The organism is Sphingomonas hankookensis, from assembly GCF_028551275.1.
Classification (GTDB): domain Bacteria; phylum Pseudomonadota; class Alphaproteobacteria; order Sphingomonadales; family Sphingomonadaceae; genus Sphingomonas; species Sphingomonas hankookensis_A.
In genome coordinates this window covers 2,815,151-2,833,081 of the sequence record NZ_CP117025.1, presented here as the reverse complement: position 1 = coordinate 2,833,081, position 17,931 = coordinate 2,815,151, and the positions used below count along the sequence as shown (strand labels likewise).

Genomic DNA, 17,931 nt, shown 5'->3' with positions numbered 1-17,931 from the left:
CGCAAGTGTTTCGATGCGAGGCGGCGGTTGTATCTTGACGGGACGGTCGCGCGGCGATAGCTGGACGCCTCTTTTCCGGCCGTGCGAGCGGCCCTTTTGCCGTTTGAGAGCCGTTCCCATGAAGATCGTCAATTCGCTGAAGTCGCTCAAGGATCGTCACCGGGACAACCGCGTGATCCGTCGTCGTGGGCGCATCTACGTCATCAACAAGACCAACCGCCGCTTCAAGGCCCGCCAGGGCTGATTCGGCGTCGGGCGGGGCTTTGGTCCGCCCGATCACGGGTTTCGAACAGGCATCCGGTCCCATGTGGACCGGGTGCCTGTTCGTGTTGGTAGTTGCCGGTTTTCCAACCCGGTCCGTCACTCGGGCGCAGGCGGGAGTCCATAGACGCTGACGTTCCGAGGTGATCTCAAAAGCTGGCGGCAATGGATTCCCGCCTGCGCGGGAATGACGAATGGCGCGGGTTGGGCTTCATCCTGGCGCAGACTGGGATTCTCGGTGACGGCGTAGGGCAGGAGCGGCAGGATGCCCGGCGTTTGCCGGTGCGACGTATCGGTCAGATCGTGCCGCGCCGGTCGGCCGGAACGGTGGGCACGGTGCACGCGATCAAGACGCGGCGGACGCCGGCCGATCCGAACACGCGGGTCGCATGGCCGGTTGGGACCTTGTCCAGTTCGCGGCGCAACTCGATCGGGATCGCGGCGAAGGCGGTGTTGCGGCGTTCGGTGATCGAGCCGGAGAAACGCTTCTCCGCCTTGTACCGCGCCCCGATGGTGCCCGCATCGGCGCAACGCCGGATGGTGCGGGTGTCGGCGGCGAACACTTCGGTCGCGGCAGCCTCTTCGGCCGGGGACAGGCCAGCAGCCAGCTTGATCTCGAACTGGACGATCGTCGCGCGGCGTTGCTCCAGCCCGGCCGAGGGTTGCGCCGCCAGCGCGAGGGCGAGCAGCGCGGCGGTCATGCCGGGACGGTCGCGGCTGAGGGCGTATCGTCGAGCAGCGCCCAGCCGGTCGGCCCCAGCACCTCCAGCGGGCGATAGCGGGTCTTGTACGCCATGCGCGGCGATCCCTGTACCCAATAGCCGAGATAGACGTGCGGCAGGCCGCTGGCGCGGGCGCGGCGGATATGGTCGAGGATGATGAAGTTGCCCAAGCCCGGGCGGGCATCGTCGTCGGTCTCGAAGAAGCTGTAGACCATCGACAGCCCGTCGGCCTGTTCGTCGGTGATGCACGCGCCGACCAGCTTGCCCGGGACGCCATCGACGGCGGGTTCGCGATATTCGATGACCCAGGAGGTGACCGGCGAATGCTCGACCATGTCGGCAAAGTCCGATTCGTCCATCGCGGTCATGCCGCCGCCGGGATGGCGCGCGGTCAGGTAACGGCGCAGCAGGCGGAATTGTTCGTCGGTCGCCCATGGCTTGCACGCGCGGATATCGAGGTCCGAATGGCGGCGCATCAGCTTGCGCTGGGTGGCGTTCATCGAAAAATCGCCGGCGACGACGCGGACGGAGACGCAGGCGCTGCACCCGACGCAGCTGGGGCGATAGGCGACCGACTGGCTGCGGCGGAACCCGATGCGGCCGAGCGCTTCGTTCAGTTCGTCGGCATTCTCACCGCTCAGTTCGGTGAACACCTTCCGCTCCTGCCGCCCCGGCAGATAGGGGCAGGGCGCAGGCGAGGTGACGAAGAACCGGGGGAATCGAAACGGCGCGGTCACCCATTGCTCCTTCGGATCGGGCAGCTCCCGATAGAATGATGCAGCGAATATGGCGATGACAAGACGTGGCGAAAAGCGCGTTAACCGCGAATTTCGTAGGGCCGGTGCGTCAGGCGGGCGGCCCTTCCGCAAACTGCGGCAGGCCGTCGTCCAGCTTCAGCCATGGCTGCTTCGCCGATACCCAGATGTGATCGGTGGGCGCGAAGCGTTCGGGGTGGTCGAGCGTGCCCATCGTCAGCCCGATCGTGCCGGCCGTGGCGCGTTCCGAAAACAGCGTCGAGCCGCAGGCCGGGCAGAAGCCGCGCCGGACGCCGGTATCGCCGTCATACCATGCGACCGGCCCGTCGATCGTGACCGAGGCCAGCGGCACCATTACCCGCGCATAGAAGGGGCTGCCGGTCGCGCGCTGGCACCGGCGGCAGTGGCAGGCGCGGACGTTCATCACCGGCGCGTCGCTGCGGTAGCGACAGGCTCCGCACAGACAGGCGCCGGTGATGGTGCCGGTCATGCCAGTTCGACCGTGCTGACTTCGTAACCGCCGGTGCGCAGCCCTTCGACCAGGCGGTCGAGATGCTCGCGGTCGCGGGTTTCGCATTCGATGTCGGTGATGAGGCCCTTGGCCGGCAGCGTCGTGAAGACGCGCTGGTGATAGACTTCGATGATGTTGACGGTGTGTTCGTGGAAGATCTTCGCGACGTGGAACAGCGCGCCGGGGCGATCCTGCAACCGGATGCGCAGCCGGGCGAGGCGGCCCGAGCGGGCGAGGTCGCGCAGCAGGACGTTGGCGAGCAGGCGCGTGTCGATATTGCCGCCGCACAGGACGATGCCGACGGTCTTGCCCTTGAACCGCGGTCCATGCCCCAGCAGCGCGGCGAGGCCGGCGGCACCGGCGCCCTCGACCACGGTCTTTTCGATCTGGACCAGCAGGCTCACGGCCTCTTCGAGCTGGCGCTCGCTGACCAGCACGATGTCGTCGACCAGCGCTGCCACGACCTCGGCGGTCAGGCCGCCGGGCTGCTTGACCGCAATCCCCTCCGCCAGCGTATCGCCGGCGCAGTCCATGGCGGTGCCGTGCACCCGGTTGTACATCGACGGGAACAGCTCGGCCTGCACGCCGACGACTTCGATCGGGCGATCGGCTGCCTTGGCGACGGTGGCGATGCCGCTGATGAGGCCGCCGCCGCCGATCGGCACGACCAGCATGTCGAGATCGGGCACGTCCTCCAGCATTTCCAGGGCGACGGTGCCTTGGCCCGCCATGATGCGCGGGTCGTCGAACGGATGGACGAAGGTCAGGCCCTGTTCGGCCTCCAGCTTGCGGGCATGGGCATAGGCGGCGTCGAACGTCTCGCCCTCCAGCACCACGGTCGCGCCGTGGCTCTGCGTCTGCATGACCTTCACGGTCGGAGTCGGGCGCGGCATGACGATGGTGACCGGCACGCCCAAACGGTTGCCGTGATAGGCGAGACCCTGCGCGTGATTGCCCGCCGAGGCGGCGATCACGCCCTTGGCGCGGGTGGCTTCGTCTAGTTGCAGCAGGGTGTTGAGTGCGCCGCGTTCCTTGTAAGCGGCGGTGAACTGGAGATTTTCGAATTTCAGATAGACGGTCGCGCCGGTCAGTTCCGACAGCGTGCGGCTGATCAGGGTCGGCGTGCGGACGATCGAGCCGCCAATACGCATCGCTGCCATGCGCACGTCATCGACGGTGAGAGGCAGGGCGGGCGGAGCGATCGGGTTGGTAGCCATCGCGGGCGCGTAGCCGATTTGTACCAAGAGGGGAACCCATGGGGCCGGGCAGGCTTCTGTTCAAACACCCCCAAGCCGGAAAGCCGAACCCCATGACCGATACCGATCGCCGCACTTTCGTGACGGGAGCCGCCCTTGCCGGGGTCGCCGCCGCCGTGCCCGCCGCCGCGCAGAATGGCGGGGCCGCTGCCCCCACCAGCCCGGCCGCCGCCGCGCATCCCAAGCCGCCCTTTCCGGTACAGCGCCAGCCCTGGCCGGGCCTTGCGTCCAAGATGACGCCCCGGCCCGACCATGGCGAACAGAGCTACAAGGGTTCGGGGCGATTGGCGGGCAAGCGCGCGCTGATCACCGGGGGCGACAGCGGCATCGGCCGTGCCGCCGCCATCGCCTATGCCCGCGAAGGCGCCGACGTCGCGATCAACTATCTGCCCGCCGAGGAGCCGGACGCGCGCGAGGTCGTTGCGCTGATCCGCGAGGCAGGGCGCAAGGCGGTGGCGATCCCCGGCGACCTGCGCGACGAAGGCTTCTGCCGCAAACTGGTGCAGCAGGCGACGACGCAGCTGGGCGGGCTGGATATCCTGGTCAACAATGCCGCGCGGCAGCAGACCCGGCCGGATATCGCGTCGATCAGTTCGCAGGACTTCGACGATACGATGAAGACCAACGTCTATGCGCCGTTCTGGCTGACCAAGGCGGCGGCGGCGATCATGCGGCCGGGCGCGGTGATCGTGAATACCTCGTCCGAGCAGGCGGGCGATCCGTCGCCGGACATCGTGGATTATGCGCTGACCCGCGCGGCGGTGCTGAACTTCACTAAAGCGATGGCCAAGCAGCTGGCGTCCAAAGGTATTCGCGTCAACGCGGTTGCACCGGGACCGTTCTGGACGCCGTTGCAGGTCAGTGGCGGGGCGACGCCCGAGAAATTGCAGAGCTTCGGCGGTAGCTCGCCGCTGGGGCGGCCGGGACAGCCGGCAGAGATCGCCGGACTGTATGTCGCGGCGGCCGATCCGGCGATCAGCTTTTCGACCGGGCAGATTTTCGGGGCGACGGGGGGCGGTGGACAGCCGGCGTAAGGAGGACCGTATCTTGTTCGTCACCCCGGACTTGATCCGGGGTCCCGCTTCCTACCCAGTCAGAAGAAGAAGCGGGACCCCGGGTCAAGCCCGGGGTGGCGAGTGAGGGTAGGAAATGGACACTTCCCCGCGCCTTCGTAACGCCATAGACCGCTGCCCCATGGCAAAACTCGCATTCATCGGCACCGGCGTCATGGGCGCACCCATGGCCGGCCACCTCGTTTCCGCCGGCCATCAGGTCACCGTCTATAACCGCACGCGCGCGAAGGCGGAGGCGTGGGCCGGCAAGCATGGCGGGACGGTCGGCGATACGCCGGCGGCCGCGGCGGACGGGGCGGATGCGGTGTTCGCCTGTGTCGGCAATGATAACGACCTGCGGCAGGTGACGTTGGGCAGCGACGGGGTGTTCGGGACGTTGCGCGAAGGCGCTTTGTTCGCCGACCATACCACCGTGTCGGCGGCGATCGCGCGCGAACTGGCCGAGGCCGGCAAGGCCAAGGGGCTGCTGGTGCTCGACGCGCCGGTGTCGGGCGGGCAGGCGGGTGCCGAGAATGGCAAGCTGTCGATCATGTGCGGCGGTAGCGCCGAGGCGTTCGCGGCGGCCGAGCCGTTGATGACCGCCTATGCCCAGCGGATTGTCCATGTCGGCGAGGCGGGCGCGGGGCAGACGACCAAGATGGTCAACCAGATTTGCATCGCCGGCGTGCTGGGCGGGCTGTCGGAGGCATTGCGGTTCGCGCAAGGCGCGGGCCTCGACCTCGACAAGGTGTTGGAGGCGGTGTCGGGCGGCGCGGCGCAGAGCTGGCAGATGGTCAATCGCTGGCCGACCATGGCTAGGCAAGAGTTCGATTTCGGCTTTGCGATCGACTGGATGCGCAAGGACCTGGGCCTCGCGCTCGACGAATCGCGGCGCAATGGCGCGACGCTGCCGGTGACCGCGCTGATCGATCAATTCTATGCCGAGGTACAGGCGATGGGTGGCGGACGACAGGATACGAGCGCGCTGGTGCGGAGGATCGCCAAGTGATCCGGTCGGTACTCACCGTCGCCGCGCTGCTGCTGGCGGGAACCGCGCAGGCCGATGGGCTGGTGGACAACGTCAACGGCGTGGCGCTGGATTCGCGGGGCCAGGTGGTGCGCTTCGGCGGCATCCTGGTCGACAAGGACGGCAAGGTCGTGCGGCTGGTGCCCAAGGGCGAGAAGGCGCCGAAAAAGCTCGACTGGCGCAGCGACATGGGTGGGCGGATCGTGATGCCGGGCATGATCGATGCGCATGGCCATGTCATGTCGCTGGGCTATCGGGCGCTGGAACTCGACCTGTCGAACACGCGGTCGCTGGCGGATGCGCAGGCGGCGATCCAGTCCTATGCGCGCAGCAACGGCAATCGCCAGTGGATCCTGGGCGGCGGCTGGAACCAGGAGGCGTGGGGGCTGGGGCGCTTTCCGACTGCGGCCGAACTGGACGCGGCGGCGGGGGACAAGCCGGTGCTGCTCGAACGTGCCGACGGCCATGCGGTGTGGGCGAACAGCGCGGCGATGAAGGCGGCGGGGATCACCGCCAGGACGGTCGCGCCGGCGGGTGGGCGGATCGAATTGCTGCCGAACGGACAGCCTTCGGGGGTGTTCGTCGACAGCGCCGCCAGCCTGTTCGACGCGGCCAGGCCCAAGCCGTCCCCGCGCGAACGCAACGCCGCGTTCCTGAAGGCGCAGGAGCTGTTGCTGTCGACCGGCATCACCGCGACGGCGGACATGGGCACGTCGGTCGACGACTGGCTGGTGTTCCGGCGGATGGGCGATATCGGCCAGCTGCGGGTGCGGATCATGAGCTATGGCGCGGGCCTCGACACCGCGCTGACCATCGCCGGGGCCGGGCCGACGCCGTGGTTGTACGGCGACCGGCTGCGCATGGGCGGGATCAAGCTGTACGCCGATGGCGCGCTGGGGTCGCGCGGCGCGTGGCTGAAGGCACCCTATAGCGATGCGCCGAAGCAGACCGGGCTTTCGTTCATCAACGATACGACGCTGCTCAACCTGTTGAGCCGGGGCACGATGGACGGGTTCCAGTTCGCGATCCATGCGATCGGCGACCGGGCGAACCGGCAGGTGCTGGACGCGATCGACGAGCTGGCATCGTCGTACAAGGACGACCGGCGCTGGCGGATCGAACATGCGCAGGTGCTCGACCCCGCCGACCTGCCGCGTCTGGGGAAGAATGGCATCATCGCGTCGATGCAGCCGGTGCACGCCACCGGCGACCGGATGATGGCCGAGGCGCGGCTGGGGCCGGCGCGGCTGACCGGGGCCTATGCGTGGGCGACCGTCCTGCGCGACGGCGGGCGGCTGGCGTTCGGGTCGGACTATCCGGTCGAAAGCCCGAACCCGTTCGTCGGCTGGGCGGCGGCGTTCACCCGCGAGGACCCCAACGGGCAGCCGCCGGGCGGCTGGCGCCCGGAAGAAAAGGTCACGCGCGAACAGGCGTGGAAGGCGTTCACGCAGGACGCGGCGTTTGCCGGTTTCGCCGAACAGAAGTTCGGGTCGCTGCTGCCGGGGCAGAAGGCGGACTTCATCGTGGTCGATCGCGATCCGGTGGCGGCGACGCCGGCCGAACTGCGCGCGACGCGGGTTATCGAAACGTGGGTCGGCGGGTACAAGGCCTGGCCGCTGAAGGAGGAGCCGAAGGCGACCGGGCGGTAAATTCTCCCCGTGCTGGGGAGGATTAATGTGCCATCCTGATACGGCGGGTTTCGCCGGGGTGTACGCTTGTGCCGTTTGCCCTACATACGGGCGACAGGAGGGACGATGCGCGCTTCGTTGCGAACCGGATTGGGGCTGGCGTTGCTGGTCGGTGTGGTCGGTGCCACGGCGGGCGGGGCGGCGATGCTGTTGGGTGTCGAGCGGCCGGTGCCCGCCGTCGCGCCGGTCAAGCCGGTAGCCAAGGCCGCTTCGGTGCCGGTGGCCGCGCCCGCTCCGGTCGCCACACCCATCGCCGTGTCGACGCCAGCGCCCGAGGCGATGGTCGTCCGCCGCGTGCTGGATATCGAGGGGCCGTTCACCCATGGCCGCTGGGTGTGGGACGAGGATGGTGCGCCATCGAAGGGCCCGCTGGTCATCACGATCGACCTCGATGCGCAGACGCTGTCGGTGTTTCGCAACGGCTATGAAATCGGTGCGGCGGTGGTGCTGTACGGCGCGGACTGGAAACCGACGCCGCTGGGCGCGCTCAAGATTACCGAGAAGGATGCCGACCATGTCAGCAACCTCTATGGCGCGCCGATGCCCTATATGCTGCGGCTGACCAATGACGGCATTTCGATCCATGGCAGCGATGTGCAGGAGGGGGCGGCGACTCATGGCTGCATCGGCGTGCCGACCGCGTTCGCGCGGAAGCTGTTCGGGGCAGCGAAGCTGGGGGATCGGGTGATCATCACCAACGGCAAGAGGTTGGGGATGGGTGGGGCGATTACCGCCTGATTTTCTTGGTAGTCGTATCGGGAATCCAGCGCCGAAAAGGGTATCGCCTGATGACCCTGGATCCCCGCCTGCGCGGGGATACTGTAGAGGTTGGATTACCGTCTCGTGCAGGTCCGTTTGGTTCGAGCTTGTCGAGAACCGAGGTCGAGAAGACGGTGCCCTAAACTGGGCGTTCTCGACGGACGCTTCTCGACAAGCTCGAAGCTGCTCGAACCGAACGGAGTGGGAGACCGGGGGTGCGTGGCCGCGTTACGCGACCGCCGCTTCGGCCATTTCGTCCGGTTCGCGCAGCACATAGCCGCGGCCCCAGACCGTCTCGATATAATTGTCGCCTTCGCAGGCCATGCTGAGCTTCTTGCGCAGCTTGCAGATGAAGACGTCGATGATCTTGAGTTCCGGTTCGTCCATCCCGCCATAGAGATGGTTGAGGAACATTTCCTTGGTCAGCGTGGTGCCCTTGCGCAGCGACAGCAGCTCGAGCATCGCATATTCCTTGCCCGTCAGGTGGACGCGCGCGCCGTCGACGTCGACCGTCTTGGCATCGAGGTTCACCGAGAGCTTGCCGGTGCGGATCACCGACTGCGAATGGCCCTTCGAGCGGCGGACGACCGCGTGGATGCGCGCGATCAGTTCCTCGCGGTGGAACGGCTTGGTCACATAATCGTCGGCACCGAAGCCGAACGAGCGGACCTTCGAATCCATCTCGTCGATGCCCGACAGGATCAGGACCGGCGTCTGCACCCGCGCCACCCGCAACTTCTTTAGCACGTCATAGCCGTGCATGTCGGGCAGGTTCAGGTCGAGCAGGATGATGTCGTAATCGTACAGCTTGCCCAGATCGAGGCCTTCTTCGCCCAGATCGGTCGTGTAGATATTGAAACCCTCGGTCGTCAGCATGAGCTCGATCGCCTTGGCGGTCGTCGGCTCGTCCTCGATCAACAGCACGCGCATCGGCTTGGTTCCCCCGTTTCGCGGCGCGCTATCGTCCCTGACCGGCGCGCAGCAAAAACATTAACGTAAAGACCTATGAAGGCAAAAGGTTAATTTCTTCCTAATCGAAAACACTTCGTAAATTCCGTTGGTTAAGCGGAATGAAGGGTTCTGGAAGGCTAAACGGCCGTTGCCGGACAAGGTTTAGGAAAATTAACGCGGATTGCAGGACCGGCGAAAGCGATCGGACAGATACTCGATCAGCGACTCGACGCGTGCCGGACGCAGCGTGCCGGGCGGGGTGAGGAGGTGCAGCGCCACACCGTCGCCGGCCCAGTCGGCCAGCACCGCTTCCAGCTTGCCCGCGGCGATATCGGCATCGACCAGGAAGTCCGGCAGTCGCGCAACGCCGAGGCCGGCGCACAATGCGGGGAGCATCGCCTCGCCATTGTTGGTGGCGAGCGGGCCGGCCGGGCGGACCGACACTTCCTCCGTGCCCCGCCGGAAATGCCAGATCGCGTTCGGCAGGTTGGTATAGCCGAAACAGTCATGGTCGCCGAGATCGGCCGGGTGCGCCGGACGGCCGCGCGCGTCCCAATAGGAGGGGGCCGCGACGATCCTGATCGCGACGGGGGCGAGGCGGCGGGCGCGCAGCGTGCTGTCGTGCAGGTCGGCGATGCGCAGCGCGACGTCGATCCCTTCGGCGACGATGTCGACCTTCGCATCGGACAGGGTCAGGTCGATCTCGACACCGGGATGGAGTTTGAGGAAGTCGGCGATCGCGGGCGCGATATGGGCGAGGCCGAACGACATGGGCGCGGCGACCTTGACCAGGCCGGTGGGCGCAGCGGCGGCGTCGCGCGCCTGTTCCTCCGCCGCCTGCGCCTCGGCGAGGATGCGGGCGGCCCGTTCGGCGAGCGACTGGCCGGCATCGGTCAGTGTCAGGCGGCGCGAGGTGCGGTGGAACAGGGTGGTGCCTAGCGACAGCTCAAGCCGCGCGACCGCCTTCGACACCGTCGCCTTCGATACGCCGATCGACTGGGCGGCGGCGCTGAACGAGCGGTGCTCGACAACGCAGGCGAACATCGCCCAGGCTTCGAAATCGGGGAGCCGCATATATCCTCCGCTGCGAAACGATCGGTTTCCGACGTTTCCATTTACGGTATGATCGCCGCGCTTATCTTGGGGGTCAAGCAAGGAGATCGACCATGATCGACAAACGTGACTTCACCAGCCTGGGCCATGCCGACCACGGATGGCTGAACGCCCGCCACCATTTCAGCTTCGCCAATTATTACGACCCCGCCCGCATGGGCTGGGGCGCGATCCGGGTGTGGAACGACGACGAGATCGCCGCGAACAGCGGCTTCCCGCCGCACCCGCACAAGGACATGGAAATCATCACCTATGTCCGCTCCGGCGCGATCACCCATCAGGATTCGATGGGGAACAAGGGCCGCACGGCCGCAGGCGATGTGCAGGTGATGAGCGCCGGCACCGGCGTACGCCACGCCGAATATAATCTGGAGCCGGAAACGACCCGCATCTTCCAGATCTGGATCGAGCCGCGCCAGAAGGGCGGCGCGCCGTCATGGGGGGCCAAGCCGTTTCCCAAGGGCGAGCGGTCGGGCAAGTTTGTTACTCTGGCAAGCGGGTTCGATGAAGACGGCGATGCGTTGCGTATCCGGGCGGAGGCACGGGTGCTGGGCGCGACGTTGAAGGCTGGCGAAAGCGTGGAACATAGCGTGGGGGACGGGCGTCACGCCTATCTCGTCGCCGCGACCGGCGCGATCACCATCGACGGCGTCGCCTTTCAGGCGCGCGACGGGGCCGCACTTTCCGGCGGGCAGACCGTCACCATCACCGCGACCGAGGACGCCGAAATCGTCCTGGTCGATTCCGAATAAGCCGAAGGGAGCATCTGAACATGTCGAAGGTCCTGGTCCTGTATTATTCGTCCTATGGCCATATCGCCAAGATGGCCGATGCGGTCGCCGAGGGTGCGCGGTCGGCGGGTGCGGACGTCGACGTCCGCCGCGTCAAGGAAACCGCGCCGGAGGAGGTCGCCAAGTCGGCGGGCTTCGTCGTCGCGGACCATCATGCCGAGCTGACCGATCCCAACGAGCTGACGAACTACGACGCGATCATCGTCGGCACCGGCACCCGCTATGGCCGGATGTCGAGCCAGATGGCGGCGTTCTGGGACACGACCGGCGGCGTGTGGGCCAAGGGCGGGCTGGTCAACAAGATCGGCGGCGCCTTCACCTCGACCGCGACGCAGCATGGCGGGCAGGAAACGACGCTGTTCTCGATCATTACCAACCTGATGCATCACGGGATGACGATCGTCGGCCTCGATTACGCCTATGAAGGCCATACCGGGCTGGACGAAGTGAACGGCAGCACGCCGTACGGCGCGTCGACCATCGCCGGCGGCGACGGCAGCCGTCAGCCGACCGAGATCGAGCTGGGCGGTGCGCGGCATCAGGGCAAGCGGATCGCCGAACTGGCGACCAAGGTCTTCGGATAAGCGATGGCGGGGCGGCCGGGAGGTCGCCCCGTCACGCCGCCGCCCGGGCGTCGAGGTGCAGGTAGCGCGGGTCGAATTCGGCGGCGGCCTTCAGCGCGTCGACGTCGTGGATCGTCATCCGCCGGTCGCGGGTGGTCACCAGCCCTTCGGCGCGCAGGCGTTGCAACACGCGGTTGACGTGCACCGGCGTGATGCCGAGCGTGTCGCCCAACTGCTCCTGGGTCAGCGGCAGGTCGAACGTGCCGCCGGTGGTGAGCTTCACCTGGCACATGCGCAGCCAGATTTCGCAGAACAGATGCGCCATGCGCGTGTAGGAATCGCGCTGGGCGACATTGACCAGCCATTCGCGCGAGACCGCTTCGTCCACGAGTGCCGACCACCAGAGGCCCCGGGCGAGCGCCGGATAGCGTTCGGTCAGGTCGAGGATCACCTGTTTCGGGATGGCCGCGACGCGGGCTTCGCCGATGGCGCGGATCGAATGGTCCATCTGTTCGAAGATGAAGATGTGCGGGTCGCACAGGTCGCCGGGGATCAGATAGGCGAGGATCTGCCGCTTGCCATCGGGCAGGTCCTTGTAGCGGCAGGCCCAGCCGTTAAGCACGAGGAACACCTGTTCGGGGCGGTCGCCCACGCGGATCAGGTCGCGTCCCTTGACGGTGAAAGTGTCGTTGCAGACTGCATCCAGCGCTGCGGCTTCTTCGGCCGACAGGTCGGAAAAACTCGTCAATTTGGTCGTTAGCGTGTTCGACATGGGTTCCTCCTGCCGAGATCGGCCGGCGGCTGGTTTGTCCATGGCGTACCAACCTAACCAAGATTGCGGATGTCGCTTGGTTCCGCCGGTGCCGTGAAGCGGTCCGGTAACGGGACCGGTGGTGCATGGCTTGGATTGTTAGCGCTATCGGTTATCATCGTGGCAAAGAACGATGATGGGAGAGAGCGATGCGCGGCATGGCGTTATGGGGTGCGTTGACGATCGCGGCGGCGACGATGGCGGGGGCACAGGAGCGGCCAGCGCCGGTGCCGGGCAGCAACCCGATCATCCGCGACAAGTTCACCGCCGATCCCGCTCCGCTGGTCGTCGGCGACCGGCTGTACCTGTATGTCGGGCATGACCAGGCCGAGCGGGACCAGATGTTCAACATGCGCGAATGGCTGGTCTATTCGACCACCGACATGCGCCATTGGACCGATCACGGACCGATCATGAAGGTGGCCGATTTCAAATGGGCGAAGGCCGATGCCTGGGCGAGCCAGGCGGTCTTCAAGAACGGCAAGTATTGGTTCTACGCTGCGGTCGAGCATGACGACACGCATCCGGGCAAGGCGATCGCGGTCGCCGTTGCCGACAAGCCGACCGGGCCGTTCGTCGATGCCAAGGGGGCGGCGCTGATCACCAACCAGATGACGCCGAAGGGAACGCATAGCTGGGAAGACATCGACCCGACCGTGTTCACCGACAAGGATGGGACGACGTGGATCGCATGGGGCAACCGGCAATGCTATATCGCGAAGCTGAAGCCGAACATGATCGAGATCGACGGACCGATCACCGAGATCACCCCGCCGCATTTCGAGGAGGGGCCGTGGCTGCATGAGCGCAAGGGCACCTATTACCTGACCTATGCCTCGCTCGACCGGTCGAAGCATCGCGACGAGCGTGTGTCCTATGCCACCGCGCCGTCGATCAAGGGGCCGTGGACCTATCGCGGCGAGCTGACCGGATCGGGCAAATACAGCTTCACCATCCATCCGGGGATCGTGGAGTATAAGGGCGACTGGTATCTGTTCCTGCACAATGCGACGCTGGCGATCGGCGACCTGAACGGCGCGATCGGGCGGCGGGCGGTGACGGTCGAGCGGCTGCATTATAACGCAGACGGCACGATGCAGCCGGTGGTCCAGACCGAGGCCGGAGTGACGGCCCCGCGCAGCGCGGCGGGCGCGAGGGGAAAATGACGATGCGGCTTTCGGTCGGGATCGGTGTGTTGGCGGTTGTCGCGACTCCGGCGCTGGCGCAGAGCGGCGGGCCGGCTGCCGGGCGAGCGGGCGGGGCGCCCGATGGTTGGAGCATCACGGTCGGTGCGGCACCGGTGCTGAGCCCGGCATGGCAGGGATCGCGCGACATGGCGCTGTCGCTGTTTCCCGACCTGCGGGTCCATTATCGAGACGTCTTCTTCGCGTCTGTGCCGGACGGGGTGGGGTTGAACCTGCTGCGTCGTGACGGATGGCGGGCCGGGCCGCTGGTGAAAATTCGCTTCGGGCGCGACGAGGATGGGCGCGGATCGCCGTTCCAGCTGACCGGGGGCAGCGACGTGCTGCGCGGGCTGGGCGATGTCGGTGTCGCCGGCGAGGCGGGCGGCTTTATCGAGAAGCGGCTGGGCGCATGGCGGGTTCGGGGTGAGGGGCGGCAGGGCTTTGGCGGGCATGACGCGGCGGTCGCCGACGTTTCGGTCGCGCGGACGTGGCGGGCGGGGCGGATCGCCGGGTCGCTGGGACCGCGCGCGACGTTCGCCACGGGCGATTATCTGCGGACCTATTTCGGGATCGACGCGGGACAGTCGCTGCGCACCGGGCTGGCGCGGTATCGGCCCGGTGGCGGGCTGGCGTCGGTCGGGATCGGTGGCAGCGCGATCCGGCCGATCGATCGCAACAGCGCCGTCACCGTCTTCGGTGGGGTCGATTATCTGGGCATTAAGGCAGGACAGTCGCCGCTGATCGAGCAACGCGGGCGGCGGGTCCAGGCGACGATCGGCATCGGCTATGGCTATCGGTTGACCCTGTAGGGTGGATCCGCCCTAATCGACCTTCGGGTCGGCGGGGAAGCGGGTGCGGGCCTGAAGGAAGATCGAGCGGGCGGGCGGCGCGCCGGCTGCGCTCGCCGTCGTGCCGACCCAGCGCCAGTGCCACGGTTCCCACTTCACCTGCTGCCTGTTGCCCGCCGGGAACGACATTTCAAAGCCGAAGCGGGCGGCGTTGGCGCGCAGCCAGCGTCCGGCGGGCGTGGCGGCGAAACAGGCTTCGGCGTTGCAGGCGGGGGCGGTGCTGGTGCCGAAGTCGATGACATAGCCGGTCGAATGCTCGCTATGCCCCGGGGGTGCCGAGGCCCAGGCACGCTCGGCAAAGCTGCCCGATCCGTTCGCGCCGATGCCGCCGCAAAAGGTCTGGCGCTGCAACGCTTCGGACCGATGGCAGGAGACGGCGCGCAGCGTGCCGGCGATGGCGGGATCGGCATCGGCGGCGGCGAGCAGGCGGGCGAGATCGTCGGCCATCGCGGGATGGACCTTGCACGAACCGCCCAGCGTCGTCGGCGCGTCGATCAGCGCGGTTGCCGGCATGTCGGGATAGGGGAAATGGTTGAACAACCGGCCATCGGCGGTCCGCTGCACCGTGCCGCGCTCGCAAAGTTCGACGGGACCGGTCGGCCCGGCGGGGGCAGGGTGACGATCCGGGGAGGCGCGACCGGCGAGGGGGCGGGCGTCGGGACGGGAACCGGCGGCGCCGCGCGGTGGTCGGCGCGCAGGAGGCGAGGATGCAGAGCGGCGGCAGAAGGCGGGCGAGGGCGGTTCGGCGCACAAAAGTCTCCGGCTGGGTCGGCGGTGCAGCCCATGCGCACTGGCATGGCGTCGACAACGATGGCAAGGGAGCGGAATGCTTGACGACCTGGTCCTGTTCATCGACGGCGAAGCGATCGTCCTCGACAAACCCGCCGGCCTGCCGGTCGATCCCCCGCGCGACGGTTCGCCCAGCATCGTCGCGCGGGCCGACGAGCTGCGCTTCACCTTTCAACGCGAACCGACGCCGGTGCACCGGCTGGACCGCGATACCAGCGGGTGCCTGCTGCTTGCACGCAATCCCAAGGCGCATGCCCGGTTCCAGCAGGCGTTCGAACAGGGACGGGTGACGAAGCGCTATCTGGCGATCCTTGACGGCATTCCCGCCGGGGAATCGGGCGAGATCGACCTGGCGCTGGCCAAGGTCAGCACGGCCGAGACCGGATGGCGCATGGTCGGCGATGCGAAGGGCAAGCCGGCGCGGACGAACTGGCGGGTGCTGCGCACGGTCGGTGACCGCGCGTTGGTCGCGCTGTTCCCCGAAACCGGCCGGACGCACCAGATCCGCGTGCACATGGCCGAAGGGCTGGGCTGTCCGGTGGCGGGCGATCCGGTCTATGGCCGGGGCGGGCGGCACGGCATGCTGCTGCACGCCATCGGGCTGATGGTCCCGCGCGACAACAAGCCGGCGATCGATGTGACCGCGCCATGGCCGCGCAGCTTCGTCGCGGCGGGGTTCGACGAGGCGTAGGTGCCGCGCATCCCGATCACCCGGTCGATTTCGATCGACAGCGGCGAACTGGTCGAAAGCTTCACCCGCGCGTCGGGGCCGGGCGGGCAGCATGTCAACACGACCGACAGCGCGGTGCTGCTGCGCTTCGACGTGGTCGCTTCGCCGGGGCTGCCGGACGCGGTCAAGCATCGGTTGGCGGTGCTGGCGGGGTCGCGGCTGACCAAGGAGGGCGTGCTGACGCTGCGCGCCGATGCGTCGCGGTCGCAGGAGATGAACCGGCGCGAGGTGCGCGAGCGGCTGTTCGAACTGATCCGCGAGGCGACGATCGTGCCCAAGAAGCGCCGCGCGACCAAGCCGACCATGGCATCGCAGGTGCGGCGGGTGGACGCGAAGAAGGGGCGGTCGCAGGTGAAGGCGGGGCGGGGTAAGGTACGGATGGACTGAATCCTCCCCGTACCGGGGAGGATTGTGTGGGGCCACGCCGGCGCTACATAGCCCCCATGTACCAGTTCGATATCTCCACCGGCGCCAAGGGCGACCTGTACCGCGATCTTCTGTCCGCGCTCGATGCGCTGACGGCGGACGAGCGCGACGCCGTCGCGAACATGGCCAATGCCTCGGCGTTGCTGATGCAATATCTGCCCGATCTGAACTGGGCAGGCTTCTACCGCCTAGTCGGTGACGAGCTGGTGCTGGGGCCATTTCAGGGCAAGGCGGCGTGCATCCGCATCGCGGTGGGGCGCGGGGTGTGCGGTACGGCGGCGGCAACGCGGACGACGCAGCTGGTCGCCGATGTCCATGCCTTTCCAGGGCACATCGCCTGCGATGCCGACAGCCGCAGCGAGCTGGTCGTGCCGATCGTCGACGGCGGGCGGCTGATCGGGGTGCTCGATCTCGACAGCCCGCTGCCCGGCCGGTTCGATGCCGGCGACCAGGCGGGATGCGAGGCGCTGGTGCGCGTGCTGGCGCCGCGGATCGGCTGATCTGCCCCGGTGCGGGACGGTCGGTCCGGCAAGCGCCGGATTGGCCGGGAACCGCCGCGCGTGGTAAGCTTTCGGCAACCATATCCGCGCGGTACGTCCGCGCATGAGGGAGCCGACCGGACGATGCGAACGCCGACCCTTGCCGCCCTTGCGGCGATCCTTGCCTCGACCGGGGTTGCGCAGGCGCAGCCGCGCCTCGGCCAGGCACCCGAAGCGCGGCCGGGGCGGCCGGCGCTCTATCCGGGACAGCCGCGGGTGAACCTGCCCGGGCCGCGCTGGGGCGGCAATGTGCGCGGGCGCTGGTATGGCGGCCATTATGCGCCGGGCGGCTGGGCGGCGTATCGCACACCGGTGCGTGGGTGGATCCTGCCGCGCTACTGGGTGGCGCCTAGCTTCTTCATTCAGGACTGGCCGACCTATGGGCTGAGCCGCCCGCAGCCGGGCTATGGCTGGTATCGCTATTATGACGATGCGGTGCTGGCCGATCGCGACGGGCGGGTGTTCGATTATCGCAGCGGCATCGATTGGGATGCGCGCGATACTGGGCGCTATGTCCGCGACGATCGCGCCTATGACCGCTATGTTGGCGAGGGCGATCTGCCGCCGCCGCCGCCGGTTGCACGGCGGGATAACGGCGTGGGCGGTGCGGTGATCGGCGGCGCGGTCGGCGCGGTGGCGGGCAATGTCATCGCCGGCCGCGGCAACCGGCTGGGCGGGACGGTGCTGGGCGCCGGGGTCGGCGCGCTGGCCGGGACCGCGATCGACCGGGCGGAGGATCGGCGTGGGCCGCCGCCGCCGCCGCCGGTTCAGCCTGGCTATGGCGCCGACTATCCGCTGCCGGGGGACGATGTGCCGATCGCGCCGGACGACGGCTATTATGACGATGCCCCGCCGCCGGTCGTGTTCGGGCCGATGCGCGAGGAAGTGCAGCCGATCGGCCCGCGTTCGCGCGGTGGCTATGTCGAGCGACATGTCGGCGCACCGCCGGTCGCGCGCAGCTATACCACGACAACCACCACCGAGGGGCCGGGCGGTTACATCGCCAACGGTTATTATTATCCGCCGCGCACCGTGACGACGGTTACGGTCCAGAACGCGCCGGTGACGACGACCACGACCGAGGAAGTCGTCACCTACGAGACGGTGCGTCGTGCTCCCCGGCGGGTGGTCCGGTCGAAGACGTTGCGGCGGTAG

At 67.6% G+C, this 17,931-nt stretch carries 21 protein-coding genes; 13 read left to right on the top strand and 8 right to left on the bottom strand.

Translation table 11 applies throughout. The annotated features are described in order from the left end of the window. The first annotated feature begins 118 nt into the window (after nt 1-118). Nucleotides 119-244, top strand: a complete 126-nt coding sequence (ykgO, locus tag PPZ50_RS13480) for a type B 50S ribosomal protein L36 (protein WP_055755695.1) — start codon at nt 119-121, stop codon at nt 242-244. A gap of 313 nt (nt 245-557) precedes the next feature. Here the strand turns inward: ykgO and PPZ50_RS13475 are convergent, their stop codons facing one another. The 4 genes from PPZ50_RS13475 to PPZ50_RS13460 all read right to left on the bottom strand — a co-directional run bounded on the left by PPZ50_RS13475 (nt 558) and on the right by PPZ50_RS13460 (nt 3,466). Beyond that, nucleotides 558-962 carry a hypothetical protein gene (locus PPZ50_RS13475; RefSeq protein ID WP_066694444.1) on the bottom strand — a complete coding sequence of 135 codons (405 nt, stop codon included), beginning with the start codon at nt 960-962 and terminating at the stop codon, nt 558-560. Then, nucleotides 959-1,720: an arginyltransferase gene (locus PPZ50_RS13470; RefSeq protein WP_066694442.1), complete on the bottom strand. Its 762-nt coding sequence runs from the start codon at nt 1,718-1,720 to the stop codon at nt 959-961. Before PPZ50_RS13470 ends, PPZ50_RS13475 begins: the two co-directional genes overlap by 4 nt. Nucleotides 1,721-1,829: 109 nt before the next feature. Then, complete coding sequence (locus tag PPZ50_RS13465; RefSeq protein ID WP_066694441.1) at nt 1,830-2,228, bottom strand: GFA family protein; 399 nt, start codon at nt 2,226-2,228, stop codon at nt 1,830-1,832. Next, nucleotides 2,225-3,466 (bottom strand): threonine ammonia-lyase, encoded by a 1,242-nt coding sequence (locus PPZ50_RS13460; protein WP_272815322.1) that lies wholly within the window; start codon nt 3,464-3,466, stop codon nt 2,225-2,227. The genes PPZ50_RS13465 and PPZ50_RS13460 overlap by 4 nt, the downstream gene beginning before the upstream one ends. 92 nt (nt 3,467-3,558) lie before the next feature. Here PPZ50_RS13460 and PPZ50_RS13455 point away from each other — a divergent pair, with 92 nt between their 5' ends. From PPZ50_RS13455 to PPZ50_RS13440, 4 genes are all read left to right on the top strand, one after another. Beyond that, the gene (locus PPZ50_RS13455; protein WP_272815321.1) at nt 3,559-4,539 is read left to right on the top strand and encodes an SDR family oxidoreductase; all 981 of its coding nucleotides are present in this window, start codon (nt 3,559-3,561) and stop codon (nt 4,537-4,539) included. Nucleotides 4,540-4,699: 160 nt separating this feature from the next. Then, nucleotides 4,700-5,566 carry an NAD(P)-dependent oxidoreductase gene (locus PPZ50_RS13450; RefSeq protein ID WP_066694435.1) on the top strand — a complete coding sequence of 289 codons (867 nt, stop codon included), beginning with the start codon at nt 4,700-4,702 and terminating at the stop codon, nt 5,564-5,566. Further along, nucleotides 5,563-7,233, top strand: a complete 1,671-nt coding sequence (locus PPZ50_RS13445) for an amidohydrolase (RefSeq protein WP_066694431.1) — start codon at nt 5,563-5,565, stop codon at nt 7,231-7,233. Before PPZ50_RS13450 ends, PPZ50_RS13445 begins: the two co-directional genes overlap by 4 nt. Before the next feature lie 105 nt (nt 7,234-7,338). Beyond that, entirely contained in the window at nt 7,339-8,010 is a 672-nt protein-coding gene (locus tag PPZ50_RS13440) for a L,D-transpeptidase family protein (protein WP_066694429.1), read from the top strand. Nucleotides 8,011-8,259: 249 nt separating this feature from the next. Here the strand turns inward: PPZ50_RS13440 and ctrA are convergent, their stop codons facing one another. Together ctrA and PPZ50_RS13430 are read right to left on the bottom strand one after the other, a co-directional pair. Then, nucleotides 8,260-8,961 carry a response regulator transcription factor CtrA gene (gene ctrA / locus PPZ50_RS13435; RefSeq protein WP_066694428.1) on the bottom strand — a complete coding sequence of 234 codons (702 nt, stop codon included), beginning with the start codon at nt 8,959-8,961 and terminating at the stop codon, nt 8,260-8,262. Nucleotides 8,962-9,153: 192 nt separating this feature from the next. After that, nucleotides 9,154-10,056, bottom strand: coding sequence for a LysR family transcriptional regulator (locus tag PPZ50_RS13430; protein WP_126014364.1), 903 nt, complete (start codon nt 10,054-10,056; stop codon nt 9,154-9,156). A gap of 92 nt (nt 10,057-10,148) precedes the next feature. Between PPZ50_RS13430 and PPZ50_RS13425 the strand changes: the two genes are divergently transcribed. Next, the gene (locus PPZ50_RS13425) at nt 10,149-10,847 is read left to right on the top strand and encodes a pirin family protein (protein WP_066694426.1); all 699 of its coding nucleotides are present in this window, start codon (nt 10,149-10,151) and stop codon (nt 10,845-10,847) included. 20 nt (nt 10,848-10,867) lie between these two features. Continuing rightward, a complete protein-coding gene (wrbA, locus tag PPZ50_RS13420; protein ID WP_066694424.1) occupies nt 10,868-11,470 on the top strand; it encodes an NAD(P)H:quinone oxidoreductase in 603 nt (200 codons plus the stop codon). Nucleotides 11,471-11,501: 31 nt separating this feature from the next. Here wrbA and PPZ50_RS13415 read toward each other — a convergent pair whose 3' ends face one another. Continuing rightward, nucleotides 11,502-12,221, bottom strand: a complete 720-nt coding sequence (locus PPZ50_RS13415) for a Crp/Fnr family transcriptional regulator (RefSeq protein ID WP_066694423.1) — start codon at nt 12,219-12,221, stop codon at nt 11,502-11,504. 188 nt (nt 12,222-12,409) lie between these two features. Between PPZ50_RS13415 and PPZ50_RS13410 the strand changes: the two genes are divergently transcribed. Then, complete coding sequence (locus PPZ50_RS13410; protein ID WP_084401849.1) at nt 12,410-13,426, top strand: glycoside hydrolase family 43 protein; 1,017 nt, start codon at nt 12,410-12,412, stop codon at nt 13,424-13,426. A gap of 2 nt (nt 13,427-13,428) precedes the next feature. Continuing rightward, the gene (locus tag PPZ50_RS13405) at nt 13,429-14,253 is read left to right on the top strand and encodes a MipA/OmpV family protein (RefSeq protein ID WP_272815320.1); all 825 of its coding nucleotides are present in this window, start codon (nt 13,429-13,431) and stop codon (nt 14,251-14,253) included. Between the two features lie 12 nt (nt 14,254-14,265). Here PPZ50_RS13405 and PPZ50_RS13400 read toward each other — a convergent pair whose 3' ends face one another. Next, nucleotides 14,266-14,856, bottom strand: coding sequence for a M15 family metallopeptidase (locus PPZ50_RS13400; protein WP_272815319.1), 591 nt, complete (start codon nt 14,854-14,856; stop codon nt 14,266-14,268). Between the two features lie 262 nt (nt 14,857-15,118). On the opposite strand from PPZ50_RS13400, the gene PPZ50_RS13395 reads away from it, so the two are divergent. From PPZ50_RS13395 to PPZ50_RS13380, 4 genes are all read left to right on the top strand, one after another. Further along, nucleotides 15,119-15,772, top strand: a complete 654-nt coding sequence (locus PPZ50_RS13395) for an RluA family pseudouridine synthase (protein WP_066694420.1) — start codon at nt 15,119-15,121, stop codon at nt 15,770-15,772. Beyond that, complete coding sequence (gene arfB / locus PPZ50_RS13390) at nt 15,773-16,198, top strand: alternative ribosome rescue aminoacyl-tRNA hydrolase ArfB (RefSeq protein ID WP_066694417.1); 426 nt, start codon at nt 15,773-15,775, stop codon at nt 16,196-16,198. A 56-nt stretch (nt 16,199-16,254) separates the two neighbouring features. Beyond that, nucleotides 16,255-16,737, top strand: coding sequence for a GAF domain-containing protein (locus PPZ50_RS13385; RefSeq protein WP_066694415.1), 483 nt, complete (start codon nt 16,255-16,257; stop codon nt 16,735-16,737). A 123-nt stretch (nt 16,738-16,860) separates the two neighbouring features. After that, nucleotides 16,861-17,931 (top strand): RcnB family protein, encoded by a 1,071-nt coding sequence (locus tag PPZ50_RS13380; protein ID WP_066694414.1) that lies wholly within the window; start codon nt 16,861-16,863, stop codon nt 17,929-17,931.